Here is a 25,767-nt window from a genome sequence, read left to right on the forward strand (position 1 = left end):
ACCGAGAACGACCGAGCACGACCGAGCGAGAACGAGAACGAGCACGACCGACGCGGAGCACAGCGGACCGAGAACCGCGTAGCAACGGAGAGGAGACGGAGCGTGACCACCCCTTCGACGTCGCCCCCCGAGGGGTCGCCGACGGCGCCGGTCGAGCCGTTGGCGGGGCTCGCCGACTGGCCACCGCGCCCGACGGTCGCCGGCTCCTTCCGACTGCGGCCCGTGGACCCGGAACGCGATCTCCCGCTGCTCACCGGCTGGATGAACGACCCGGCCGTGGACGCCTTCTGGCAGCTGGCCGGGCCGGCCGAGCGGACCGCCGAGCAGGTGCGCCGGCAGTTGGTGCCCGGCGGCCACAGCCTGCCCTGCCTGGGGCTGCTGGACGGCCGGGCGATGAGCTACTGGGAGATCTACCGCGCCGATCTCGACCCGCTCGCCGCCCACTATCCGGCCCTGCTCCACGACATGGGCGTCCATCTCGCGATCGGCCCCCCGGAGGACCGGGGGCGGGGCCTCGGCTCGGTGCTGCTGCGCGCGGTGGCGGACGCGGTGCTGGAGCACGCCCCCCGCGCCCCCCGGGTGGTCGCCGAGCCCGACGTGCGGAACGTGGCCTCCCTGGCCGCCTTCCGCGCGGCCGGCTTCCGCAAGACGGCGGAGCTGCGACTGCCGGACAAGCGTGCCGCCCTGCTGGTCAGGCGGCGCTGAGGGCCGGTCGGCAGCCCGCGTCGCCTCCCCGGCACGGGCCCGACCGGCCCCACCTCGCCCGCACCACCGCACCACTCGATCACCGGCCTCGCCGGCCTCACCAAGGGAGCGACCGTTGTCCATACCGAGCACAGCCCCGATCCCCGGACCGGATACCGGCCCGAGTTCCGGATTCCCCCCGGGCTCCGCCGCCGACCCCGCCGGGCCGCCCTCCGACCCCGAGCGGTCCGAGAGCGGACGCTGGCGCCGCGCGTCGCGCGAGCTGTTCGCCAAGATGCTGGCCGAGTTCGCCTACGAGGGCATCATCACCCCGTACGCCGAGCACGGACAGCCGGGCGGCTACGAGCTGCCCGTCAATGAGGAGTTGACCTACCGGTTCCGCGCCCGGCGCGGGGCCTACGGCCACTGGCGAATCGATCCTTCCTCGATCACCCCGGACGCCGACCCCCTGGAGTTCGTCGCCGCGGCGCACGACCGGGTGCTGGGGCTCTCCGGCGACACCACCGGCCATCTGATCCGTGAACTGACCGCCACCCTCGGCGCCGACGCCGCCCTCGCCGCCGAGCAACTGCCCGTCGAGCGGTTGGTGGAGCTGGACCACGCGGGCCTGGAGGGACGGCAGACCGGGCACCCCTGGCTGGTCGCCAACAAGGGGCGGCTGGGCTTCTCCGCCAGCGACACCCGCCGCTGGGCCCCCGAGGCGCGTACCCCGAGCGCCCTGCCCTGGCTGGCCGTGCACCGTTCGCTGGCCACCTACCGGGGGACGGGGGTGGTGGCCGACGAGGACGCGCTCTACGCCCAGGAGCTCTCCGAGACCACCCGCGAGAGCTTCGCCCGCGTCCTGACCGAGCGGGGGCTGCGGCCCGAGGAGTACCTGTGGCTGCCGATCCACCCCTGGCAGTGGGACGAGAGCATAGCCACGCTCTACGCGCCGCAGATCGCTGCCGGGCTGCTCGTCCCGCTGCCGAGCGACGGCGACCTGCGGCTGCCGCAGCAGTCGATCCGCACGTTCCTCAACGTCAGCCGCCCGCACGCGCGTTCGGTCAAGCTGCCGCTGTCCATCCTGAACACCTTGGTGTGGCGCGGGCTGCCCACCGAGCGCACCCTGGCCGCCCCGGCCGTCACCGCCTGGGTGCTCGGGCTGCGGGACGCGGACCCGTTCCTCGCCGAGGAGACCCGGGTGATCCTGCTGGGGGAGACCGCCTCGGTGACCGTGGAGCATCCGCTCTACGATCGGCTGGCCGGCGTTCCCTATCAGTACCGGGAGCTTCTTGGCTGTATCTGGCGGGAGCCGATCGACTCCTTTCTGGAACCGCACGAACGCGCCCGGACCCTCGCCTCCCTGCTCAGCACCGACGGGCGGGGGCACTCGTTCACGGCCGAGCTGGTGCGCCGCTCCGGCCTCGAGCCGCGGGAGTGGCTGCGTCGCCTCTTCGCCGTGCTGCTCCCGCCGCTGCTGCACTTCCTGTACCGCTACGGCACGGTCTTCTCGCCGCACGGGGAGAACGCGCTGGTGGTCTTCGACGAGCGGGACATCCCGGTGCGGCTGGCGGTCAAGGACTTCGTCGACGACGTCAACCTGAGCGCGGAGCCGCTGCCCGAGTTCGAGGGAATGCCGATCGAGGTGCGGGAGGTGCTGCTGACCGAGCAGCCCTCGTTCCTCACCCAGTTCATCCACTCGGGGCTGTTCGTCGGCGTCTTCCGCTTCCTGGCGCCCCTGTGCGAGGAGCGGCTGCGGGTGCCGGAGGTCGACTTCTGGGCGCTCGTGCGGGCCGAGATCCTCGCCTACCAGCACCGTTTCCCCGAGCTCAAACACCGGTTCGAGACCTTCGACCTGCTGGTCCCGAGGATCCAGCGCCTCTGCCTCAACCGCAACCGCCTCCAGCTCGACGGCTACCGCGACAGGTCGAGCCGGCCGCACGCCGCCGTGCTGGGCACCGTCGCCAACCCGCTCAATCCTGGCTGAGGGACGACCCGTGGCCGGCGCGTTGTCAGTGGGCCCGCGTAGGGTGTGGGGCCCTATGACTGGCACATCGGGGAAGCCCTCCCTCACCGAGCTGTTGCACGCCGCCGTCGTCGCCGTGGGCGGCTCAGAACGGCCTGGTCAGGTGGCCATGGCCCAGGCCGTGGCCGGCGCGGTCGAGGACGGTTCGCACCTGCTGATCCAGGCCGGCACCGGCACCGGCAAGTCGCTGGGGTACCTGGTGCCGGCCATCGCGGGCGGCGACCGGGTGGTCGTCGCCACGGCCACCCTGGCGCTCCAGCGGCAGCTGATCGAGCGGGACCTGCCGCGCACGGTCGAGGCCCTGCGGCCGCTGCTGCGGCGGCGGCCCGAGTACGCCACGCTCAAGGGCCGGTCCAACTACCTGTGTCTGCACAGGCTGCACGAGGGCGTGCCCAGCGACGACGAGCAGGGCCTCTTCGACCCGCTGGAGGCCGCCCAGGCGATGGGCGGCCCGACCAGCCGGCTCGGCAAGGACCTGCTGAGGCTGCGGGACTGGGCGGACGAGACGGAGTCGGGGGACCGGGACGACCTCTCTCCCGGCGTCTCGGACCGTGCCTGGTCGCAGGTCTCGGTCTCCTCCCGAGAGTGCCTGGGTGCGAGCAGGTGCGTCTACGGCATGGAGTGCTTCGCCGAGGCGGCCAGGGAGCGGGCCAAGGTCGCCGAGGTGATCGTCACCAACCACGCGCTGCTGGCCATCGACGCGATCGAGGGCGCCCCGGTGCTCCCGGGGCACGAGGTGCTGATCGTGGACGAGGCGCACGAGTTGGTCTCGCGGGTGACGGGGGTCGCCACCGGAGAGCTGACCCCCGGCGGGGTGAACCGCGCGGTCCGCCGGGCGGCCAAGCTGGTGGACGAGAAGGTGGCCGACCAGCTCCAGACGGCGGCGGAGAGCTTCGAGCGGCTGATGGAGCTGGCCCTGCCCGGGCGCCTGGAGTCGCTGCCCGAGGACCTGGGCTACGCGGTGGCGGCGCTGCGGGACGCGTCGCGCGCGGTGATCACGGCGCTCGGGGCCACCAAGGACTCCTCGGTGGCGGACGAGGACGCGGTGCGCAAGCAGGCGCTCGCCTCGGCGGAGAGCGTGCAGTCGGTCGCCGAACGGCTCTGTCAGGGCTCGGAGTTCGACGTCATCTGGTGCGAACGACACGACCGCTTCGGCGCCTCGCTGCGGGTGGCGCCGCTGTCGGTCTCGGGGCTGCTGCGGGAGAAGCTCTTCACCGACCGCTCGGTGGTGCTGACCTCGGCCACGCTCAAGCTCGGCGGCGACTTCAACGGGGTGGGCGCCTCCCTGGGACTGGCGCCCGAGGGGGAGCGCGGCGAGGAGCTGCCGGTCTGGCAGGGCCTCGACGTGGGCTCGCCGTTCGACTACCGCAAGCAGGGCATCCTCTACGTCGCCAAGCACCTCTCGCCGCCGGGACGTGAGGGCAGCAGGAGCGACATGCTCGACGAGCTGGCCGAGCTGGTGGAGGCCGCGGGCGGGAGGACGCTCGGGCTCTTCTCCTCGATGCGCGGCGCGCAGGCCGCCGCCCAGGAGCTGCGCGGCCGGCTGGACCTGCCGATTCTGCTCCAGGGGGAGGAGACCCTGGGCGAGCTGATCAAGGCTTTCGCCGAGGACCCGCGGACGTGTCTTTTCGGGACGCTCTCGCTCTGGCAGGGCGTCGACGTGCCGGGGCCGAGCTGTCAGTTGGTCGTGATGGACAGGGTGCCCTTCCCCCGGCCGGACGATCCGCTGGTCAGCGCCCGTCAGAAGGCGGTGGAGGAGAAGGGGGGGAACGGCTTCATGGCGGTGGCCGCGACGCACGCCGCGCTGCTGATGGCGCAGGGGGCCGGGCGGCTGGTGCGCTCCAGCGGGGACAAGGGGGTCGTCGCCGTCCTGGATCCCCGGTTGGAGAAGGCCAGGTACGGGAGCTTTCTGCGGGCCTCGATGCCCGACTTCTGGTACACGACGGACCGGAACCAGGTGCGCCGCTCCCTGGCGGCGATCGACGCGGCAGCGCGGGACGCCGCCGCGTCGGCGAACGGCACCTGAGGGTGGGCCTCTCAGGGAAGCCTGGCGTGAGCGGCCGGCTCAGGGGAGCCTGCCGCGGAGTGCCCCCTCGATGGGAGGGGGCGGGTGGGGGCGAGGGGCGTCAGACCCGCCGCATCACCGCGACCACCTTGCCCAGGATGGTGGCCTCGTCCCCGGGAATCGGCTGGTAGGCGGCGTTGTGCGGAAGCAGCCAGATCTGGCCGTCCTCCCGCTTGAAGCGTTTGACCGTGGCCTCGCCGTCCAGCATGGCGGCGACGATGTCGCCGTTCTCCGCGACCGGCTGGCGGCGGACCGTGACCCAGTCGCCGTCGCAGATGGCGGCCTCGATCATGGAGTCACCGACCACCTTGAGGACGAACAACTCACCGTCGCCGACCAGTTGGCGGGGGAGGGGGAAGACGTCCTCCACCGACTCCTCGGCCAGGATCGGGCCACCGGCGGCGATGCGGCCGACGAGGGGCACATAGGAGGCGGCGGGCTTGCCCGCGGTGTCCGTGGCGGGGGGCGCGGGCGCCTCGGCACCGCGCACCTCGTAGGCGCGGGGGCGGTGCGGGTCGCGGCGCAGGAAGCCCTTGCGCTCCAGGGCCATCAGCTGGTGGGCCACGGAGGAGGTGCTGGAGAGGCCCACGGCCTGGCCGATCTCCCGCATCGACGGCGGGTAGCCGCGGCGCTGCACCGAGTCGCGGATCACCTCGATCACGCGGCGCTGGCGGTCGGTCAGCCCCGAGCTGTCGGCCCTGATCCCCGGCGGGCGGCCGGGCATCGCCCGGCCGGCACCCGGGGTGCCCATCCGGTCCTGGCGGCGCTCAGCGGCGGTGATGGCGTCGTCTGCTGCGGTGGTCATGCAGGCCCCTTCTCAGGTGGTACTCCCTAGTCAGACAACGGTAGTTGGTATCGAAAGGTTGCGCCAAACACACGTTCGAGTGAAAATTTCGCGATTGAATACCTGGGGCCATGTCCGGGGTGTATTGATCCCCCACGCTATCCGGTCCCGGGTGCGAACGGTAACCGGGTCGTGCGATAACCTCCCCTGCGGCGGTCGGCCCCGCCCTGCCCCCGCGGTCCTCTGCCGCGGTGCCCCGACGGCGCTCCCGGCGCGACACGCGCACGGATGATGTTGACAGCTCACCACCAGATCTAGTGGTGAAGTGTGTCCCGCCGTCCCACAAATTGTGGTCCCGAGTCTTCGCTGTCCGAAGGAATCGCTTATGCTTGGCAGTGCCTCGACGGGCCTGCTCCGGCGGTCAGGCCGAGTGCTGCCGTCATGCCGGGACACCGCGCCTGGCTACTGTGAGTCACCACTAGGGAGAGGGGAGAAGGCCATGCACTGCCCCTTCTGCCGCCACTCCGACAGCCGTGTCGTGGACAGTCGCACCGCCGACGACGGGACGCTGATCCGTCGCCGTCGCCAGTGTCCGAGCTGCTCCCGTCGCTTCACGACGGTCGAGACCGCCTCACTGATGGTGATCAAGCGCAGCGGCGTCACCGAGCCGTTCAGTCGGAACAAGGTGATCTCCGGCGTGCGCAAGGCGTGTCAGGGGCGCCCCGTCACCGAGGACGCGCTGGCGCTGCTCGGCCAGCGGGTCGAGGAGGCCGTGCGCGCCACCGGCAGCGCGGAGCTGTCCACCCACGACGTGGGCCTGGCGATACTCGGGCCGCTCCGCGAGCTCGACCTGGTCGCCTATCTCCGATTCGCGTCCGTCTACCGGGCGTTCGAGTCGCTGGAGGACTTCGAGTCCGCCATCGCCGAGCTGCGCGACATGGCCCCCGGAGGGCCCTCGCCCCAGCGGCAACCCGAGGACGCCGAGGGCGGCGTCGCGGACAAGACCTGACCGGAGCGCATCGCCGCGCGTCGGCCAACAGTTCACAACAGCACGGGTGTTCCGGTTCAGGCCGGGCACAGCAGGGCGTCATGCCCGAACAGGGAGGCGGAATGACTGAGACGACGAGCGGCCCGGCACGGGGCTCACGGGCCAAGGGCGGCAAGGGCACCAAGGGGCTGCGGGTCGAACGCGTTCACACCACCGCGGGGATTCACCCCTACGACGAGGTGGTCTGGGAGCGTCGTGACGTCGTCATGACCAACTGGCGCGACGGTTCGATCAACTTCGAGCAGCGTGGCGTCGAGTTCCCCGACTTCTGGTCGGTGAACGCGGTCAACATCGTCACCAGCAAGTACTTCCGCGGCGCTGTCGGCACGCCGCAGCGGGAGACCGGCCTCAAGCAGCTGATCGACCGCGTGGTGCACACCTACCGCGCGGCGGGCGAGAAGTTCGGCTACTTCGCCTCCCCGGCCGACGCCGAGATCTTCGAGCACGAGCTGACCTACGCGCTGTTGCACCAGGTCTTCAGCTTCAACTCGCCGGTCTGGTTCAACGTGGGCACGGCCCAGCCGCAGCAGGTCAGTGCCTGCTTCATCCTCTCGGTCGACGACTCCATGGAGTCGATCCTCGACTGGTACAAGGAAGAGGGGATGATCTTCAAGGGCGGCTCAGGCGCCGGGTTGAACCTCTCCCGCATCCGCTCCTCCAAGGAACTCCTCTCCTCGGGCGGCAACGCCTCCGGCCCCGTCTCGTTCATGCGCGGTGCCGACGCCTCCGCCGGGACCATCAAGTCCGGCGGCGCCACCCGCCGGGCCGCCAAGATGGTGGTGCTGGACGTCGACCACCCGGACATCGAGGCGTTCATCGAGACCAAGGTCAAGGAGGAGGAGAAGATCCGCGCCCTGCGCGACGCGGGCTTCGACATGGACCTCGGGGGCGACGACATCACCTCCGTGCAGTACCAGAACGCGAACAACTCGGTCCGGGTGAACGACGAGTTCATGCGCGCGGTCGAGGCCGGCGAGTCCTTCGGGCTGCGGGGCCGCACCTCGGGCGAGATCATCGAGCACGTCGACGCGCGGAAGCTCTTCCGGAAGATGGCCGAGGCCGCCCACGTCTGCGCGGACCCCGGGATCCAGTACGACGACGTCATCAACCGGTGGCATACCTCCCCCGAGTCGGGCCGGATCACCGCGTCCAACCCGTGCAGCGAGTACATGCACCTGGACAACTCCTCGTGCAACCTCGCCTCGTTGAACCTGATGAAGTTCCTCTCCGACGACGACGAGGGCAACCAGTCCTTCGACGCCGAGCGCTTCGCCAAGGTGGTTGAGCTGGTCATCACCGCGATGGACATCTCCATCAGCTTCGCGGACTTCCCGACGGAGAAGATCGGCGAGACCACCCGCGCCTTCCGCCAGTTGGGCATCGGCTACGCCAACCTGGGCGCGCTGCTGATGGCCACCGGCCACGCCTACGACTCGGACGGCGGCCGGGCCCTCGCCGGCGCGATCACCTCGCTGATGACCGGCACCTCCTACCGGCGTTCGGCGGAACTGGCGGCGGTCGTCGGCCCCTACGAGGGCTACGCGCGCAACGCGGACGCCCACAAGCGCGTCATGCGCCAGCACGCCGACGCCAACGACGCGGCCCAGCGCTCCGACGACCTCGACACCCCGGTGTGGGCGGCGGCCACCGCCGCCTGGCGGGACGTCGTCCGCCTCGGTGACAAGCACGGCTTCCGCAACGCGCAGGCGTCCGTGCTGGCGCCGACCGGCACCATCGGGCTGATGATGGACTGCGACACCACCGGGGTCGAGCCCGACCTCGCGCTGGTGAAGTACAAGAAGCTCGTCGGCGGCGGCTCGATGCAGATCGTCAACAACACGGTGCCCAAGGCGCTCAAGCGCCTCGGCTACCAGCCGGAGCAGGTCGAGGCGATCGTCGCCCACATCGCCGAGCACGGGAACGTCGTCGACGCGCCCGGTCTGCGGCTGGAGCACTACGAGGTCTTCGACTGCGCGATGGGGGAGCGGTCGATCGCCCCCATGGGCCACGTGCGGATGATGGCGGCCGCCCAGCCGTTCCTCAGCGGCGCCATCTCCAAGACGGTCAACATGCCAAGCAGCAGCACCGTCGACGACGTCGCGGAGATCTACCACCAGGGCTGGAAGCTCGGGGTCAAGGCCCTGGCGGTCTACGTGGAGAACAGCAAGGTCGGACAGCCGCTCTCCGCCAAGACCAAGGACGCGGAGAAGGGCGAGCAGCCGGCCGAGCCGGAGCGCGTCGTCGAGTACCGGCCCGTGCGTCGCCGGCTCCCCAAGGGGCGGCCGGGGATCACCACCTCCTTCACGGTGGGCGGCGCCGAGGGGTACATGACGGCCAACTCCTACCCGGACGACGGCCTCGGCGAGGTCTTCCTGAAGATGTCGAAGCAGGGGTCGACGCTCGCCGGGATGATGGACGCCTTCTCCATCGCGGTCTCGGTCGGCCTCCAGTACGGGGTGCCGTTGGAGACCTATGTCTCGAAGTTCACCAACATGCGCTTCGAGCCGGCAGGCATGACGGACGACCAGGACGTGCGGATGGCGCAGTCCATCGTGGACTACATCTTCCGCCGGCTGGCGCTGGACTTCCTGCCGTTCGAGACGCGGTCGGCACTGGGCATCCACACGGCGACCGAGCGGCAGCGCCATCTGGAGACCGGCTCCTACGAGCCGGGCGACGAGGAGTTGGACGTCGAGGGGCTTTCCCAGTCGGCGCCCCGACAGGCCCCGTCGGCGTCGGTGCCGCAGGCGGCCGAGCAGACCCCGGTGGCCGAGGAGCGGCCCGCGCCCCGGGAGGCGCACAGCTCGACGGAGTTGGCCGAGATGCAGCTGGGGCTGAACGCGGACGCCCCGCTCTGCCTGTCCTGCGGCACCAAGATGCGCCGGGCCGGCAGCTGCTACCTGTGTGAGGGCTGCGGCTCCACCAGCGGTTGCAGCTGAGGCCGAACGCCGCCCCCCCCCGTCGCGCGGTGAGACGTCGCGCGACGGCGGGGAGGTGAGCGGTGCCAGGAAGGTGTCGACCGAGTGGTCGGCACCTTCCCGCCGTTCCGGCCCCGTCCTCCCGGCCACTCGTGCCCGCTCCGCCCTCCCGGCGACGGTGGACAGGCTCGTCGCGTAGGACCCTCGGCCCGCTTCCCCGCCGGTTCTGCCCCTGGCGGCGCACGCCTCGGAGAGACGAGTAGGCGGATGCCGGGACCTGCTCCGCCTGGGCGAGTACGTCGCCGGGTGGGGGAGGGGCCATGTCGCGGAGGCGTCATGTCGTGGAGGTGCTCTGTCGACTTGGCGACCCGGCAGCCAGGCCGGGGCCCCTGCGCAGGTCCCGCGACGGGGACTTGCGCAACGGACACTTCCGCAACGGGCACTTGGCCGGCAGGGGCGCCCTCGCGGCGCGGCCCGACAAGGCGAGCCCGTCAGTCGCCGCCCATCGCCGTCGTGAACTGGTCGGGGTCGGTGTCGAAGCCGCGCACACCTCGCTGAAAGCGCCAGTTCCCCGAGTCGTCGCGCGCGAAGCGGGCCACCGTGGCCGCCGTGGCGTCCGGGGCCGCGGCGGACAGGTCCTCCTCGGCCAGCGCGGTGTACCCCTCGCTGATCTTCACGACCGGTTGGGCGATCTCCCGGAAGACGCGGCGTCCGTGGCGCTGTTGGATGGCGACGCCCACAACCACCCTGGTGAAGCTGTCGGCGAGTCGGTCGAGCTCCAGCTTCAGCACCTCGTCGTTGCCGAAGCCCTGGCCGGTCTCGCTGTCCCGGGTCAGGGTGATGGTGCCGTCCGGGGACCTGCTGTCGAAGTGCACCAGATAGACGGGCGGCCCCTGGGGCGCGTCGGCCCCGAAGGTCGCGGCGATCAGGTCGAGGTCGTGGGGTGGGGCGTCGGCGGGGCTGGGGTCCCAGCGGAGCGTGACCTCGGCCGTCTCGATCCCTTTGCTGAACGGGCTCACCGGACATCCCTTCCGTGCGGGTGATGAAGCCGCGCCGGCGACGGCGTGGCCTCCCGGCACAGCCATTCTCACCTCTGTCCGGGGCGGTTAACCGCCGCGCGCCCACGCTGGGTCGCGGATGAGCCAGGGCGTCCACGCCCGCGCCGGCGGGCCTGGTCAACGCGCTGTCATTCGCTTCCGGTGTCCCGATGGGGGACAAACGCCGGTCAGCGGGGCGTGCGTTGACCCCGGACACCGGGCGTACCCGCGTCGCGCCTCGCCGTCGCCGGGGCGGGGGTACCGGCGACCGTGATCGCCGAACCCCTGCGTTCTCCGCGACGGATGGCCGTACGATGGCGCGGTGCTGGTCAAGTGGATTCGTTGTGCCGTGGTTGACCGGGTCGGCTTTGATCGCGGGCAGCGGAAGTGGGCCGGGTTGCTCGGCGAGCCCGGGTTTCGGGCGCAGGGCGGGGGGTGGAGCCGCGCCGAGCCGGGGGTGGTCCACCTTTTCAGCTTCTGGGAGAGCCGTGCGCTCTACGACTCCTTCATGGCCCGCTCCCACGACCGGCTCGCGGCCACCCAGCAGGGCAGCTTCCAGGACGCCCGTGTGCGGCTCTTCGAGTACCGCTTCGACGTGAAGATGGGCTTCGAGCCCCGCTTCCACGACGCGGACCTGCTGCGGGTCGCGCACACCAGGGTGCACGAGGAGCGGGCGGAGCACTTCGCGCTGATGCAGGAGAAGGTCTGGAATCCGGCCATGGCCGGCTCTCCCGGGATGCTCCGAGGGGTGTTCGCCCAGGCCGAGTCGGAGAGCGAGTTCCTCGTGCTGTCGATGTGGAAGTCGGCCGCGGAACGGGCCAAGTACCGCACGGAACGGGTGGAACGACTGGCCCTGCGCGCGCAGACGGGGGCCGACATCGCCGCCATCACGGGGGACGTGATCGACATGGAGCCCTCCTGGACGGTGTGATCCGCACCGTCCGGGCGGCGTGCGAGTCGGCGCCCGCCGCTCCCTCGAACTAGGTGTTCTGTCCGGGCGACCTTCTTCGGGCCCGCGACGCCAGCGATGGGGGCACCTCCCAGCCGCGAGGCTGGGGGAGCCGCGGGCTGATTCTCGAAGATCGCCCGGACAGGACCTAGGCTGAGCGCCATGCCACAGCCTCGGCGCATCATCCTCATGCGACACGGAGAGTCGCAGGGGAACCACGACGACTCCGTGTACCAGCACACGCCCGACCACGCGCTGGAGCTGACAGAGAAGGGCCAGCGCCAGGCCGAGGCAGCGGGGGAGCAGCTGCGCGAGACCATCGGCGACGAGCGCGTCTCCGCCTACGTGTCTCCTTATCGACGTACGCATCAGACCTTCCGGGCGTTGGCCCTCGATCCGACGCGGACGAGGGTGCGGGAGGAGCCGAGGCTCCGGGAACAGGACTGGGGCAACTGGCAGGACCGCGCGGACGTGGAGCGGCAGAAGCGGGCCAGGGACGCCTACGGCCACTTCTTCTACCGCTTCGCGCAGGGTGAGTCGGGGGCGGACGTGTACGACCGGGTCGGCGCGTTCCTGGAGAGCCTGTGGCGCAGCTTCGACGAGCCGGACCATCCGCCCAACGTGCTGCTGCTGACCCATGGGCTGACCATGAGGCTCTTCTGTATGCGCTGGCTGCACTGGACCGTCGCCGAGTTCGAGTCGCTGTCCAACCCGGGCAACGGGGAGACCCGTCAGCTGGTCCTGGGCTCGGACGGGCGCTATCACCTGGATCGGCCCTTCGAGCGCTGGCACACACCCGACCGCCCCTTCCACGGCTGGTGTGCGTAGGGTGGACGCCGCCATGGCCTACCAACCGCCGACCCATCGCGTCGAACGCTCGATCCGCGCCACGACCGGCGCCCGCCTCGTCGCCGGTGTCGACGAGGTGGGCCGGGGAGCGTGGGCCGGGCCGGTCACCGTCTGCGCCGCCGTCACCGGCCTGCGTCGGCCGCCGGAGGGACTGACCGACTCCAAGCTGCTGACGCCCGTCAGGCGCACGGCACTTGCCGAGGTCCTGCGCGAGTGGGTCACCCAGCACGCGCTGGGGCACGCCTCCCCGCGCGAGATCGACCAACTCGGCATGACGGCCGCCCTGCGGCTGGCGGCGACCCGGGCCCTGGAGGCGCTGCCGGAGCGACCGGACGCGGTCATCCTGGACGGCAAGCACGACTACCTCGGGACGCCGTGGCGGGTGCGCACGGTGATCAAGGGCGATCAGTCGTGTGTCTCCGTGGCGGCCGCGTCGGTGATCGCGAAGGTGCACCGCGACGCTCTGGTCGCCGAACTCGCGGACACCCACCCGACCTACGGCTTCGAGACCAACGCCGGCTACCCCTCGCCCACGCACCGGGCGGCCCTCGCCGAGCTGGGGCCGACCGAACACCACCGGCTCTCCTGGGCCTACCTGGACGCACTTCCGCGCTGGCGTCATCTGAGGCTTCCCTCCCACAGGGACGCCATGGCCGAGGAGTCCCTGGAGGACAGCGGCCAACTCGGCATCTTCTGAGGGCGCCCCGCCACGGCCCCCGCACTCACGCCCGCACCGCCAGAACCAGCGGCAGCACCTGCTCGGCGCCGGCCGCCCGCAGCAGCCGCGCCGCCAGGGCCAGGGTCCAGCCGGACTCCGTGAAGTCGTCCACCAGCAGCAGGGCACCGGGATGGGTCTTCACGGCTTCGGTCAGCTCCGGCCCCAACTCCAGCGCGCCGTGCAGGGCGTGGACCCGCCGCGCGCTGTTGCTCGGACCCGGCGGACGGTCGAGGCTGGTGGGGCGCACCTCGCCCAGCAGGGGCATCCGCCCGACATGCGCGATGCCCTCGGCGAGCGAGGCCACCAGCCGGGGCCGGCTCCTGGAGGCCACGGAGACGACACCGACCGGCCGGCGTGGTGCGTCCGGCTCGCCAGAGGCCCAACCGCCAGGCCCCCGAGCCCAGTCGGTCAGCACCGTCACCACGGCGTCCAGCACGTCCACCGGCAGCGCGCCGTCCATGGCCTCGGGGCTCAGCAACGGGCGCAGCCGGTCGCCCCAGCCGATGTCGGAGAGCCGGCCGAGAGCCCGGCCCACCGCCGCCTGCTCGCCCACGGGAATGCGGCCCTTGAGGTCGATCCCCGCCGCGGGCAGCCCGGTGGGCCACATCTTCCGCGGCTCGACCGACACACCGGGACGGGACAGCTCGCCCTTGGCCGCGTCCAGGGCGTCGGGGGAGACCTGCGCGTCGAAACCCATGTCGGTGCAGTTGTCGCAGCGGCCGCAGGGCTCGGCCTCCTCGTCGTCGAGGGTGCGGCGCAGCAGCTCCATCCTGCAGCCGCCGGTGGCCGCGTACTCCCGCATGGCCTCCTGCTCGATCTCGCGCTGGCGTGCCACCCAGGCGTAGCGCTCGGTGTCGTATCGCCAGGGGGCGCCCGTGGCGGTCCAGCCGCCGCGCTCGCGACGGACGGCGCCGTCCACGTCCAGCACCTTGAGCATCGTCTCCAGCCGGGTGCGACGCAGCTCGACCCTGGCCTCCAACGCCGGGAGGGAGAGCGGGCGGTCGGCTGCCGCCAGCACGGCGAGGGTGTGCCGCACCTGCTCCTCGGGCGGGAAGGCGAGGGAGCCGAAGTACCGCCAGATCGCCTCGTCCTCGGGCCCGGGCAGCAGCAGCACCTCGGCGTGCTCCACCCCTCGTCCCGCACGGCCGACCTGTTGGTAGTAGGCGATGGGGGAGGACGGCGAGCCCAGGTGGATCACGAAGCCGAGGTCCGGCTTGTCGAAGCCCATGCCCAGGGCGGAGGTGGCGACCAGGGCCTTGACCCGGTTGGCCAGGAGGTCGTCCTCGGCGGCGGCACGCTCGGCCGGCTCCGTGCGTCCCGTGTAGGCGGTCACCCGGTGGCCCCGCGCCGTGAGGTGGGCGGCGACCTCCTCGGCCGCGGCGACGGTCAACGTGTAGATGATCCCGGAGCCGGGGAACCGCTGGAGGTGGTCGTCGAGCCAGGCCAGCCGGTGCGCCGCGTCGGGCAGCCGCAGGACGGAGAGCCGCAGGCTCGTGCGGTCGAGCGGCCCGCGCAGCACCAGGGCGTCGTCGGCGGAGGCGCCCGTCCCCAGCTGTTCGGCGACATCGGAGGTGACCCTGGCGTTGGCCGTCGCCGTGGTGGCCAACACGGGGACCCCGGCCGGCAGCTCACCGAGCATGGTGCGCAGCCGGCGGTAGTCGGGCCGGAAGTCGTGGCCCCAGTCGGAGATGCAGTGCGCCTCGTCCACCACCAGCAGACCGGCGGTCGCGGCGAGCTGCGGAAGCACACCGTCCCGGAAGTCGGGGTTGTTGAGGCGCTCGGGCGAGACCAGCAGCACGTCGACCGCGCCGGCCGAGATCTCCTCGCGGACGGTCTCCCACTCCTCCTGGTTGGCCGAGTTGATCGTGCGCGCCCGGATGCCGGCGCGTCCGGCGGCGGCGATCTGGTTGCGCATGAGGGCCAGCAGGGGGGAGACGATCACCGTGGGCCCCGCGCCGCGCTCCCGCAGCAGGGCGGTCGCCACGAAGTAGACGGCGGACTTGCCCCAGCCGGTGCGCTGCACCACCAGCGCTCGGCGCCGCTCGGCGACCAGCGCCTCGATGGCCCGCCACTGGTCGGGGCGGAGCCGCGCCGCTCCGGCCTCGTCACCGATCAGCCGGGCGAGCACCGCGTCCGCGGCGTCGCGCAGCGCGCCCCGTGGGTCGTTCTCTGCGGACGGGGTGGACCCCGTCGTCTGGTCGGACATGGCATCCATGCAAGCGGATGACCGCCGACTTGGCGAATGACCCTTGTGGATAAACCAGGCATACATATGACTTGTGTGATGGACGCGCTGATCTGTGGATAAAAAAACGCACGATGTCGGTGGAAGGAGGCAGTCTGCACCCATGACTCAACACAGCGAATCCATCGCACCACTCACCGTCACCGACAATCGGGTCATCCTCAGCGGCCCCGCCGACCTGGCGGACGCGCTGCCCTACCTCCTCGGTTACCACCCGGACGACTCGATCGTCATCCTCGGCCTGCACGGCGCCCAGGGTCGACTCGGAGGTCGCATCAGGACCGGCATCCCGTCCGACGCGGCGAACTGGCCGGAGACCGCGCGGCAGTTGGCGGCCTGCCTGGTGGAGGCCAGCTCGGCGCACGGAGCCCGCCCGGACGCGGCGGTGCTGTACCTCAGTCAGGACCCGCCGGAGGGCGCCGACCCGGCGGAGACCGCCGAGCGTCTCCGTCCGCTGGCCCAGCTGGTGCGCACCGCCTGCGGCGAGCTCGACGTCCCGGTCTACGAGGCCCTCTATATCTCCCAGGAGCGCTACCTCTCCTACTCGGCCCCGGACGGTCGCGCCGAGGGCGAACGGCTGAGTCTCCTGCCGCGCGACGGGAGCTCACCCATGGCGGCGGCCGCGGCCTTCGCCGGGGTCCGGGTGCGGGGCTCGCTCAAGGAGATGCGTCGCCGGTTCATTCCGTTGGACGGTGAGGTGGCCGTCCAACAGGAGCGCGGGTTCGACGAGGCGGTCGCCGGCCTGGCGCCGCGCATGGTCGGCCCGCGCACCGAACAGGACGCGGTCAGGAACGAGATGGTGGACCTGGTCGACAGGCTGCTGCACCGCTTCCGTCGGGTGCCGGCCCCGAGGGACCCCGAGCCGGCGGCGGCCGACGCCAGGGACGACGCGCTGCTCACCTCGTCCGAGGCCGCCCGTCTCGTCGTCGGGCTCCAGGACCGGCTCACCAGGGACATCGCCGCCGGGTGGATGGAGGGGCCAGACGCCCAGACCGCGCTGCGGTTGTGGCGGGCGCTGTCGCGACGCTGCGTCGGGACGTTCGAGACGCACGCCGCACCTCCGCTCACCCTGGCCGGCTGGGTCTCCTGGTCGACGGGCGACGACGTGAGCGCCAGGGTCGCCCTGGCCAGGGCGCTGGAGCTGGACCCCGAGTACGTCTTCGCCCGGCTGCTGTACCAGGCGTGCAACGAGGAGATCGACCCCGAACCCCTGCGTGCCAGCCTGCGAAGGCAGTGGTCCGCGCATCGGGCCCAGTGAGCCTGGTGGGGCCCCTATGATCACGACATGCCCTACGACCCGTCGGAGTATCCGTCGTTCGCCGTCACCGTCGATCTGGTCGTGCTCACCGTCAGGCGTCACGCGCTCTGCGCGCTACTGGTGCGACGTGGTGAGGACCCTTATCAGGGGCAGTGGGCTCTTCCTGGTGGCTTTGTGCGTGCCGACGAGGATCTGGAGTCCGCCGCCGCCCGCGAGCTCGCGGAGGAGACCGGGCTCCGGGCTCAGGACGCGGGGGGTTGGCACGCGGGGGCGCATCTGGAGCAGTTGGCGACCTACGGGGAGCCGGGGCGCGACCCGAGGATGCGGGTGGTCAGTGTGGCCCACCTCGTCCTGGCGCCCGACCTGCCGTCACCCACCGCCGGAGGAGATGCCGGCAGCGCCCAGTGGCGCTCCGCCAGTGAGCTGTTGGGCGCCGGAGGCGAGTCGGACGACGGGCTGGCGTTCGATCACGCGCGCATCCTCGCCGACGGGGTCGAGCGCGCGCGGTCGAAGATCGAGTACTCGTCCCTAGCCGCGGCCTTCTGCCCTCCGGAGTTCACGGTCGGGGAGTTGCGCAGGGTCTATGAGGCCGTCTGGGGCGTGCCTCTGGACCCGCGCAACTTCCACCGGAAGGTGACCGGGACGCCCGGTTTCCTGGTGCCCGTCGGCGGTACCACCACGCGGCAGGGCGGCCGCCCCGCCCAGCTCTTCAGGGCGGGTGGCGCCAGCGTGTTGAACCCGCCGATGCTGCGTCCCGAGGTCTGAGCACGGGCCTCCGGCGCGGGGCGGTGCCTTCCGGGGCACGTTCCGGGCGGTGTCCCGGGGTGGGTGGCCGACAGTCCGGCTGGGTTGCCGAGGTAATCCCTTATGTCCCGTTATGGTGCAGAATGCGCAATCAACGGGAGAATCGATGATCCAGACCATCGGACTCACCAGTGCGTCGCGGCGGGGCAGACCGCCCGCCGTTGACGACCTCACCTTCGAGGCGGGGGCCGGAGAGGTCACCGTGCTGCTGGGACCTCCGGGAGCCGGCAAGTCGGCGGCCCTGCGGCTGATGCTCCAACTGGCGCCGGGGCGCGGTGTCGCCCTCTTCCGGGGGCGCCCGCTGTCGCGAATGCCCCAGCCCCAGCGGGAGATCGGCACGCTCCTCGGAGACGTGCCCGGACATCCGAGGCGTTCGGCGGTGGGGCATCTGCGGATGCTGGCGGCGGCCGCCGGGGTGCCCGCGGGGCGCGCCGACGAGGTGCTGGAGGTGGTCGGGCTCACCGGGTTGGCGGGGCAGCGGCTGGGGCGGTTCTCCCTCGGCATGGACCGCAGGCTCGGGCTCGCCGCGGCGCTGCTCGGCGACCCGCACACCCTGGTGCTCGACGAGCCGGAGAGCGGCCTGTCGCCACGGGAAAGGGGGTGGGCGCAGGGCCTGTTGAGGGGATACGCGGAGCAGGGCGGGACCGTGCTGATGACCGCGACCGACGCCATGGAGGCCGCGCGGGTCGCCGACCGGGTGGTGAGCCTCGACGGCGGGCGGCTGGTGGCCGACCAGCGGATCGCGGACTTCCGCCGGACCCGGCTCCGTCCCCGCGTCGCGGTGCGCAGTCCCCACGCCGAGCGGTTGGCCACCGTGCTCCAGCACCGGCTGCGGACCACGGCCGCGGCGGAGGTGGTGCGCGAGGCGGGCAACCGGCTCTCCGTGTACGGCAGTGACCTCGCCACGGTCGGCGAGATCGCCCATCAGCACCGGATCGTGGTCCACCAACTCGCCGACGAGATCGGCGACGCGGGGGACCGCGCGCCGGCGGGCCCGTTGCGGCGTGCCGACGGGCGGCCGGCCGACGGCGACGGTGCCCGGCGCGCACAGGAGCCGACCACGACCGTGGTCCTCGTCCCGAGGACCGCGGAGAGCACCCCCGCGCTGGCCGGGGAGGCCGGGGCGGCCGGGGAGGCCACCCCGGAGGGGAAGGGCGAAGTCGCCCTGGCCGAGGGCGCGGAGAGCGGCGTGGCGACCTCGCGGGTCGGGGCCTCCGCCCCCACGGCGGCCCCGGCCTCCGTCGTCATCGGCGCCGGGGCGCCCACGTCCCACGCCGCGACGGGGACGGCCGTCGACACCCTGCCGCCGCCCGCGCGCGAGCGCCTCACCACCGCCCCGGGGGCGCGGGACGGCGCCGCGCCTTCCGAGGCCGGCGCGCCCGCGCGCGGCGGCCGGGTGACCGTCCGTCCCGGACTGCCTCCGGCGCTCCCGGCGCTCCCGCCACCGGGCCCGAGTTGGCCGCTCCGCTACGAGTTGCGTCGCTGGTCCGGCACCGGCACCGCCTGGTGGCTCATGGCGCTGGCCCTGCTCGCCGGCCTCGCGGTCGCGGTCGGCCTCGCCTGGACCGGATCCTCCTCGCCCGAGCGCCTGCTCAGCGGGTGGGCCGAACCGCTTCCGCTGCCGCCGGTGGCCGCGGCGGCGGGGGTGCTGGGGGCGCTGGCCTTCGGCCAGGAGTTCCGCTTTCCGGCGCTGGCCCCCTCCAGCCGGCAGGTGCCGCGCCGACTCTCTCTGCTCGGGGGCAAGTTGGCGGTCTGCGGCGCCGCCGCCCTGCTGCTGTGCGGCGCGGCGATCGCGGTGAACTCCGCCGCCCTCACCCTGCTGCTCGGCACCCGGAGCCCGACCCCCGAATCCTGGCCCTCGGCCTTCGAGAGCGTCGCCGCGCTCTCCGTGGGGTGCGCCTGGGCCGGGCTGCTGGCGGCCGGCGTCTTCCGCTCCGCGGTGGTCGGGGTGGGCGCGGTCGCGGCCGTTCCGCTCGCGCTGGCGCCGGCGCTGCGGATGGTCCCCGACAGCCCGCTCGGCCGCGAACTCGACGGGCTGCCCGAGCGCCTGACCGCCCTGACCACTCTGCCCTTCGCCTCGCTGCTGGACCGTTGGCTGACCGCCTCGGTGCGGCTGGCGGCCCAGCCCGTGGGGTGGGCGCTGGCGCTCGCGCTGGCCGTTCTGCTCTGCGGTTACGCGCTGGCCGGGTTGCGCCGTGTCCGGAGGTGACCCGGCGCCGGGCCGCCGGGTCCGGCCGAGCCGCCGAACTCAACTTCCGGAACGGGGGAGTTGGCGAACGCCGGTGCGGGAGGGGCGCGTTCAGTGGTGAGAGGTGGTGCCCTGAGACCGAAGCGCTGATACGGCGTGCACGAGGCAGTCCATTTCCTTCCGGTTAGACGTCAATTATGTGGGAGTCGCCGATCACCCTTTCGTGTGCTTTTCACCAAAGACCTCAAGGTGCCCAGCGGGGCCGCCGACAAAGGAGGCGTGACTACCCTTGCGCACTCCATGATGACCGCCACCCGCTCCGCCGACTCCGGCCCCGCCGGACGGCGCAGCGAGTTCGACCGCTACTCCTACGCCGAGTCCACCGGTTCGGCCCGCACCACCAACGCCCCCGCCTGGGACGGCGGCGACTCCGACATGGGTCGCGTCGGCCGCCGCGCCGCCGGCAACCGCGGCCGCGGCCTGCACGGTCAACTCGTCCAGCAGCTCGGTCAGATGATCGTCTCGGGCGACCTCGGCGCCGACCGCCCGCTGGTCCCCGAGGAGATCGGCCAGCGCTTCGAGGTCTCCCGCACGGTCGTCCGCGAGTCGCTGCGCGTGCTGGAGGCCAAGGGCCTGGTGAGCGCCCGCCCCAACGTCGGCACCCGGGTCCGCCCCGTCGGCGACTGGAACCTCCTCGACCCCGACATCATCGAGTGGCGCGCCTTCGGCCCGCAGCGCGAGGACCAGCGCCGCGAGCTGTGCGAGCTGCGGCTGACCATCGAGCCGCTCGCCGCCCGGCTGGCCGCCGCCGACACCGGGGACGAAGTCCAGCAGCGCCTCGGCGACATGGTGGACATCATGACCCACACCCTCGCCCAGGGTGACGCGTTGACCTTCGCCCGAGCCGACGCGGAGTTCCACGCGCTGATCCTCCAGTCGGCCGGTAACCGGATGCTGGAGCACCTCTCCGGCATCGTGGCCTCCGCGCTCCAGGTCTCCGGCGGCGCCGCCTCCGGATGTGAGCACCCGACGGACGCCTCCGTCGCACTCCACCAGCGGATCGTCGACGCGATCGGCTCGGGGGAGCCGCCGGCCGCCGAGACGGCGATGCGCCAACTCCTCACGTTCTCCGCCGAGGCGCCGGCCGCGCCGACCGCTCCCACCGGCGCCGACCACGTCGTTCCCGCCCCCCGAGAGCACTGAACGACGCCTCGGTCCGTGCCCGTGGGGCGTCGGTGCGGGCCGCTGAGACGTGCGTCGCCGGGCCCGCTCGGGCCTGGGCTCCGGCGACGCATTCGCCTCGGCCCGCTACAGTCGAGCGTGCGGTGTGACTCGGGACACGTGAAAGCTGCGTAACGCTTCGGGGAGCAGCGCGATGAACCTAGAGGTGGCAGCAGCGGGCGGAGCGTCCGTCCGCGGTACCACCGCCACAGCCGCCGGCGCCCCGGTCGTCGGTCGTGGCCCCGCTTCCAGCGAGCGGGCTCAAGCCGTTCCCTGAGTTTCCGAGAGGTTGTTCGTGTCGGCCAGCACTTCCCGTACTCTCCCCGCAGAGATCGCCGAGTCAAATTCTGTGATGGCGCTCATCGAACGGGGAAAGGCTGAGGGGCAGATCGCCGGCGACGATGTGCGCCGGGCCTTCGAGGCTGACCAGATCCCGTCAACCCAGTGGAAGAACGTTCTGCGCAGCCTCAACCAGATCCTCGACGAGGAGGGCGTGACGCTGATGGTGAGTGCCGCCGAGGCGCCCAAGCGCACCCGGAAGAGTGTCGCCGCGAAGACGACTGCCAAGCGCACCGCGACGAAGACGGTCGCCGCCAAGACGGCCCCGGTCAAGAAGGCCACCGCGCTGGCCCCTCCCGACGAATCGGTCGCCGAGCCGCAGGCCCCGGCCGACGGCTCGGCCGCCGAGGCGGCGCGGAAGGCTCCGGCCAAGAAGGCCGCCCCCGCCAAGAAGGCCGCCGCGAAGAAGGCGGCCCCGGCCAAGAAGGCCGCCGCCAAGAAGGCTCCGGCCAAGAAGACGGCGGGCAAGAAGGACGAGCCCAAGAAGGAGCTGGTCGACGAGTTCCTGGAGGGCGAGGAGGACGCGACCGACGAGCCGGCCGAGCGCGCCGCCCGCGCCGGTGCGCCCGCCGAGGGACCTGAGGGGGCCAAGCAGGAGAACGAGGGCTTCGTCCTCTCGGACGACGACGAGGACGACGCCCCGGCTCAGCAGGTGGCCGCGGCGGGTGCCACCGCCGACCCGGTCAAGGACTACCTGAAGCAGATCGGCAAGGTCCCCCTGCTCAACGCCGAGCAGGAGGTCGAGCTCGCCAAGCGGATCGAGGCGGGGCTCTTCGCCGAGGACAAGCTGGCCGGCGCCGACAAGATCGCGCCCAAGCTCCAGCGCGAGCTGGAGATCATCTCCGAGGACGGCCGCCGCGCCAAGAACCACCTGCTGGAGGCCAACCTCCGTCTGGTGGTCTCCCTGGCCAAGCGCTACACCGGACGCGGGATGCTCTTCCTGGACCTGATCCAGGAGGGCAACCTGGGTCTGATCCGCGCGGTGGAGAAGTTCGACTACACCAAGGGCTACAAGTTCTCCACGTACGCCACCTGGTGGATCCGGCAGGCGATCACCCGCGCGATGGCCGACCAGGCCCGCACCATCCGTATCCCGGTGCACATGGTCGAGGTCATCAACAAGCTGGCCCGGGTGCAGCGGCAGATGCTCCAGGACCTCGGCCGGGAGCCGACGCCGGAGGAGCTGGCCAAGGAGCTGGACATGACCCCCGAGAAGGTGGTCGAGGTCCAGAAGTACGGCCGGGAGCCGATCTCCCTGCACACCCCCCTCGGCGAGGACGGGGACAGCGAGTTCGGCGACCTGATCGAGGACTCCGAGGCCGTCGTGCCCGCCGACGCGGTGAGCTTCACGCTCCTCCAGGAGCAGCTCCACTCCGTGCTGGACACGCTCAGTGAGCGCGAGGCCGGCGTGGTGTCGATGCGCTTCGGTCTGACCGACGGGCAGCCCAAGACCCTGGACGAGATCGGCAAGGTCTACGGCGTCACCCGGGAGCGGATCCGGCAGATCGAGTCCAAGACGATGTCCAAGCTGCGGCACCCGTCGCGTTCTCAGGTGCTCCGCGACTACCTGGACTGAGCGCGCGGCGGCCGAGGCCGGACGTGTGTGAGGGCCGGCACCCTTCCCGGGGTGCCGGCCCTCACACACGTCCGCCACGCCTCCAGACGGCCTCAGGAGCTCCGGGAGGGCCCCCAACGGAAACGGGCGGCCGCCCCCAGGTGGCCGGGGAGGACCGCCCGTCGTCCGGCTGTGCCGGACCGAGCCCGTCGGTGTGGTGGAGACGTCAGGACGTCATGTCATCGCTCGTCGTCCTGAGCGCTCGCCGGGGTGGCGGTGAGCTTCTCCGTCTCGTCCTGTATCTCAGCGGCGATCTTCTTGAGTTCTGGCTGGAACTTGCGGCCATGGTGAGCGCAGAAAAGCAGCTCTCCGCCGCTGAGGAGGACCACACGCAGGTACGCCTGGGCGCCGCAGCGGTCGCAGCGGTCCCCGGCGGTCAGCGGGGTCGCGGGGGTCAGAACAGTAGTCACGTCGCCTCTTCTCTAGCTCGACGAGCTGTCGTACCAGGGACAACATCCAACCAGGCCGAGAACGTTCCCGCTCGCGGCTTCTCGAACGGAGGCTCCGTGCGAGGTGACCGGACGCTGCCCGGTGGCGGCGAATGTGCCGTATTGCTGTGGTGCTTGTCTTCGCTTGCTAATACGCGTTGTCGCGCCCTTTTGTTCCCGGCTACCTCGACGTATCCGGATGTCGGTATTCGTTCTGGAGGACGTGCCCGGAGCCTAGAGGGTTCATGCCCCGAAGGAAACATGATGTACACGTCACCCTCCCAGCTCGATCGAACATGCGAACGATTGTGGGCTACCCTGATCTTCCCGGGGAGCCGCACAACCCTCTCCTATGGCCTCGGTACCCTCTGAGCGGTACTCCGCCACATCTCAGAATTCAGCGAGGAGCGAACCCGCGTGACCGCCGACACGTCCGTGCCGTCCACCGCACTGCTGACCGGGGCTGATCCGGGGGGCAACTACACCGCGCGTCACCTGTTGGTTCTGGAGGGTCTTGAGGCGGTCCGCAAGCGCCCCGGCATGTACATCGGCTCCACCGACAGCCGCGGGCTGATGCACTGCCTCTGGGAGATCATCGACAACTCGGTCGACGAGGCCCTGGGCGGCCACTGCGACCGGATCGAGGTGCTGCTGCACGCCGACGGCTCCGTCGAGGTCAGGGACAACGGGCGCGGCATCCCCGTCGACGTGGAGCCCAAGACGGGCCTCTCCGGCGTCGAGGTGGTCATGACCAAGCTGCACGCCGGCGGGAAGTTCGGAGGCGGCTCCTACGCCGCCTCCGGGGGCCTGCACGGTGTGGGCGCCTCCGTCGTCAACGCGCTCTCCGCGCGGCTGGACGTCGAGGTCGACCGGGGCTCGAAGACCCACTCCACCAGCTTCCGCCGGGGCACCCCCGGGATCTTCACCGAGTCGGGCCCGGACGCCCCGTTCGAGCCGGCCAGCGGGCTGCGGGTCAGCCGCAAGAAGGCCTCCAGGGCGCGCACCGGCACCCGGGTGCGCTACTGGGCGGACCGCCAGATCTTCCTCAAGGACGCCAGGCTCTCCCTGGAGAACCTGCACAACCGCGCCCGCCAGACCGCCTTCCTGGTGCCGGGGCTGACCATCTCGGTGAGCGACCAGCGGGAGATCGACGGCGCCGAGCACTCCACGGAGGTGTTCCACTACGACGGGGGGATCAGCGAGTTCTGCGAGTATCTGGCCGCCGATCGGCCGATCTGTGACGTGTTGCGACTGCGCGGTTCCGGAACGTTCAAGGAGACCGTGCCGGTCCTGGACGACCGCGGGCACATGATCCCGACCGAGGTCCGCCGCGAGCTGGACGTCGACGTGGCGCTGCGCTGGGGCACCGGGTACGAGTCGACGGTGCGGTCCTTCGTCAACATCATCGCCACCCCCAAGGGGGGAACCCACGTCGCCGGCTTCGAGCGTGCGCTGCGCGGCACGGTCAACGAGGTGCTGCGGTCGGCGAAGCTGCTGCGGGTGGCCGAGGACGACGTGGCCAAGGACGACGTGCTGGAGGGGCTCACCGCCGTCGTGACCGTCCGGCTCGCGGAGCCGCAGTTCGAGGGGCAGACCAAGGAGGTCCTCGGTACCTCGGCGGCCACCCGGATCGTGGCGCAGGTGGTGGCCAAGGAGCTGAAGGCGTTCCTGACCTCCACGAAGCGTGACGACAAGCAGCAGTCCCGCGCGGTGCTGGAGAAGGTCGTGGCGGCCGCCAGGACCCGGATCGCCGCCCGGCAGCACAAGGAGGCCCAGCGCCGGAAGACCGCGCTCGAGTCCTCCGCGCTGCCCGCCAAGCTCGCCGACTGCCGCAGCGACGAGGTGGAGCGCAGCGAGCTGTTCATCGTCGAGGGGGACAGCGCGCTGGGCACGGCCAAGCTCGCGAGGAACAGCGAGTTCCAGGCGCTGCTGCCGATCCGGGGCAAGATCCTCAACGTGCAGAAGTCGTCCGTCTCGGACATGCTGAAGAACGCCGAGTGCGGCGCGATCATCCAGGTGATAGGAGCCGGTTCCGGGCGGACCTTCGACATCGACCAGGCGCGCTACGGGCGGGTGATCTTCCTCGCCGACGCGGACGTCGACGGCGCGCACATCCGCTGCCTGCTGCTGACGCTCTTCCAGAGATACATGCGGCCGATGGTCGAGCAGGGCCGGGTCTTCTCGGCCGTGCCACCGCTGCACCGGATCGAGCTGTCCAACCCCAAGCGCGGCCAGGAGAAGTACCACTACACCTACTCGGACAACGAACTCCGGCAGACGCTGCTGGACTTCGAGCGTCGCGGCATCCGCTACAAGGAGTCGATCCAGCGCTACAAGGGGCTGGGTGAGATGGACGCGGACCAGCTGGCCGAGACCACCATGGACCCGCGCAAGCGGACCCTGCGGCGGATCAACATCGGCGACCTGGAGGCGGCCGAGGAGGCGTTCAGCCTGCTGATGGGCAACGAGGTGGCGCCGCGCCGGGAGTTCATCGCGTCCTCGGCGGCCACGTTGGACAGGTCGCGGATCGACACCTGAGCGAGCCCCGGGCCCGGCGGCCGGGGCGGGCCGCCCGGGGCGACGCCGGGCGG

At 71.7% G+C, this 25,767-nt stretch carries 18 protein-coding genes; 14 read left to right on the forward strand and 4 right to left on the reverse strand.

The window, feature by feature from the left end; all coding sequences use genetic code 11:
* Positions 1–102 precede the first annotated feature (102 nt).
* The 3 genes from CRP51_RS19860 (at position 103) to CRP51_RS19870 (ending at position 4,736) form a co-directional block, all read left to right on the forward strand.
* Positions 103–705 carry a GNAT family N-acetyltransferase gene (locus CRP51_RS19860; RefSeq protein ID WP_245880692.1) on the forward strand — a complete coding sequence of 201 codons (603 nt, stop codon included), beginning with the start codon at positions 103–105 and terminating at the stop codon, positions 703–705.
* Between the two features lie 121 nt (positions 706–826).
* Entirely contained in the window at positions 827–2,671 is a 1,845-nt protein-coding gene (locus CRP51_RS19865; RefSeq protein ID WP_439333197.1) for an IucA/IucC family protein, read from the forward strand.
* 55 nt (positions 2,672–2,726) lie between these two features.
* Positions 2,727–4,736 (forward strand): ATP-dependent DNA helicase, encoded by a 2,010-nt coding sequence (locus tag CRP51_RS19870; protein ID WP_097232626.1) that lies wholly within the window; start codon positions 2,727–2,729, stop codon positions 4,734–4,736.
* 100 nt (positions 4,737–4,836) lie between these two features.
* On the opposite strand, the gene lexA is transcribed toward CRP51_RS19870, so the two are convergent.
* A complete protein-coding gene (lexA, locus tag CRP51_RS19875) occupies positions 4,837–5,580 on the reverse strand; it encodes a transcriptional repressor LexA (protein ID WP_097232627.1) in 744 nt (247 codons plus the stop codon).
* Positions 5,581–6,058: 478 nt separating this feature from the next.
* On the opposite strand from lexA, the gene nrdR reads away from it, so the two are divergent.
* Positions 6,059–6,568: a transcriptional regulator NrdR gene (gene nrdR / locus CRP51_RS19880; RefSeq protein WP_097232628.1), complete on the forward strand. Its 510-nt coding sequence runs from the start codon at positions 6,059–6,061 to the stop codon at positions 6,566–6,568.
* 101 nt (positions 6,569–6,669) lie between these two features.
* A complete protein-coding gene (locus CRP51_RS19885; protein ID WP_097232629.1) occupies positions 6,670–9,546 on the forward strand; it encodes a vitamin B12-dependent ribonucleotide reductase in 2,877 nt (958 codons plus the stop codon).
* Positions 9,547–10,016: 470 nt separating this feature from the next.
* On the opposite strand, the gene CRP51_RS19890 is transcribed toward CRP51_RS19885, so the two are convergent.
* Entirely contained in the window at positions 10,017–10,544 is a 528-nt protein-coding gene (locus CRP51_RS19890) for a TerD family protein (RefSeq protein ID WP_097232630.1), read from the reverse strand.
* Positions 10,545–10,884: 340 nt separating this feature from the next.
* On the opposite strand from CRP51_RS19890, the gene CRP51_RS19895 reads away from it, so the two are divergent.
* From CRP51_RS19895 to rnhB, 3 genes are all read left to right on the forward strand, one after another.
* Positions 10,885–11,493 carry a YdbC family protein gene (locus tag CRP51_RS19895; RefSeq protein ID WP_097232631.1) on the forward strand — a complete coding sequence of 203 codons (609 nt, stop codon included), beginning with the start codon at positions 10,885–10,887 and terminating at the stop codon, positions 11,491–11,493.
* 180 nt (positions 11,494–11,673) lie between these two features.
* The gene (locus CRP51_RS19900; RefSeq protein ID WP_097232632.1) at positions 11,674–12,339 is read left to right on the forward strand and encodes a histidine phosphatase family protein; all 666 of its coding nucleotides are present in this window, start codon (positions 11,674–11,676) and stop codon (positions 12,337–12,339) included.
* 13 nt (positions 12,340–12,352) lie between these two features.
* A complete protein-coding gene (gene rnhB / locus CRP51_RS19905; protein ID WP_097232714.1) occupies positions 12,353–13,057 on the forward strand; it encodes a ribonuclease HII in 705 nt (234 codons plus the stop codon).
* A gap of 25 nt (positions 13,058–13,082) precedes the next feature.
* Here the strand turns inward: rnhB and CRP51_RS19910 are convergent, their stop codons facing one another.
* Complete coding sequence (locus CRP51_RS19910; protein WP_097232633.1) at positions 13,083–15,284, reverse strand: RecQ family ATP-dependent DNA helicase; 2,202 nt, start codon at positions 15,282–15,284, stop codon at positions 13,083–13,085.
* A gap of 142 nt (positions 15,285–15,426) precedes the next feature.
* On the opposite strand from CRP51_RS19910, the gene CRP51_RS19915 reads away from it, so the two are divergent.
* The 5 genes from CRP51_RS19915 (at position 15,427) to CRP51_RS19935 (ending at position 22,709) form a co-directional block, all read left to right on the forward strand.
* The gene (locus tag CRP51_RS19915) at positions 15,427–16,581 is read left to right on the forward strand and encodes a DUF4192 domain-containing protein (RefSeq protein WP_097232634.1); all 1,155 of its coding nucleotides are present in this window, start codon (positions 15,427–15,429) and stop codon (positions 16,579–16,581) included.
* A gap of 27 nt (positions 16,582–16,608) precedes the next feature.
* Entirely contained in the window at positions 16,609–17,346 is a 738-nt protein-coding gene (locus CRP51_RS19920; RefSeq protein ID WP_097232635.1) for an NUDIX hydrolase, read from the forward strand.
* Positions 17,347–17,491: 145 nt separating this feature from the next.
* Positions 17,492–19,594, forward strand: coding sequence for an ATP-binding cassette domain-containing protein (locus CRP51_RS19925; protein ID WP_099459323.1), 2,103 nt, complete (start codon positions 17,492–17,494; stop codon positions 19,592–19,594).
* A 204-nt stretch (positions 19,595–19,798) separates the two neighbouring features.
* Positions 19,799–20,776: a FadR/GntR family transcriptional regulator gene (locus tag CRP51_RS19930; protein WP_097232636.1), complete on the forward strand. Its 978-nt coding sequence runs from the start codon at positions 19,799–19,801 to the stop codon at positions 20,774–20,776.
* A 307-nt stretch (positions 20,777–21,083) separates the two neighbouring features.
* Positions 21,084–22,709: an RNA polymerase sigma factor gene (locus CRP51_RS19935; RefSeq protein ID WP_097232637.1), complete on the forward strand. Its 1,626-nt coding sequence runs from the start codon at positions 21,084–21,086 to the stop codon at positions 22,707–22,709.
* Positions 22,710–22,927: 218 nt separating this feature from the next.
* Here CRP51_RS19935 and CRP51_RS19940 read toward each other — a convergent pair whose 3' ends face one another.
* The gene (locus CRP51_RS19940) at positions 22,928–23,158 is read right to left on the reverse strand and encodes a DUF7455 domain-containing protein (RefSeq protein WP_097232638.1); all 231 of its coding nucleotides are present in this window, start codon (positions 23,156–23,158) and stop codon (positions 22,928–22,930) included.
* A 435-nt stretch (positions 23,159–23,593) separates the two neighbouring features.
* Here CRP51_RS19940 and CRP51_RS19945 point away from each other — a divergent pair, with 435 nt between their 5' ends.
* A complete protein-coding gene (locus CRP51_RS19945; protein WP_097232639.1) occupies positions 23,594–25,714 on the forward strand; it encodes a DNA gyrase/topoisomerase IV subunit B in 2,121 nt (706 codons plus the stop codon).
* Positions 25,715–25,767 lie beyond the last annotated feature (53 nt).

The organism is Streptomyces zhaozhouensis, assembly GCF_900230195.1.
Lineage (GTDB): Bacteria > Actinomycetota > Actinomycetes > Streptomycetales > Streptomycetaceae > Streptomyces > Streptomyces zhaozhouensis.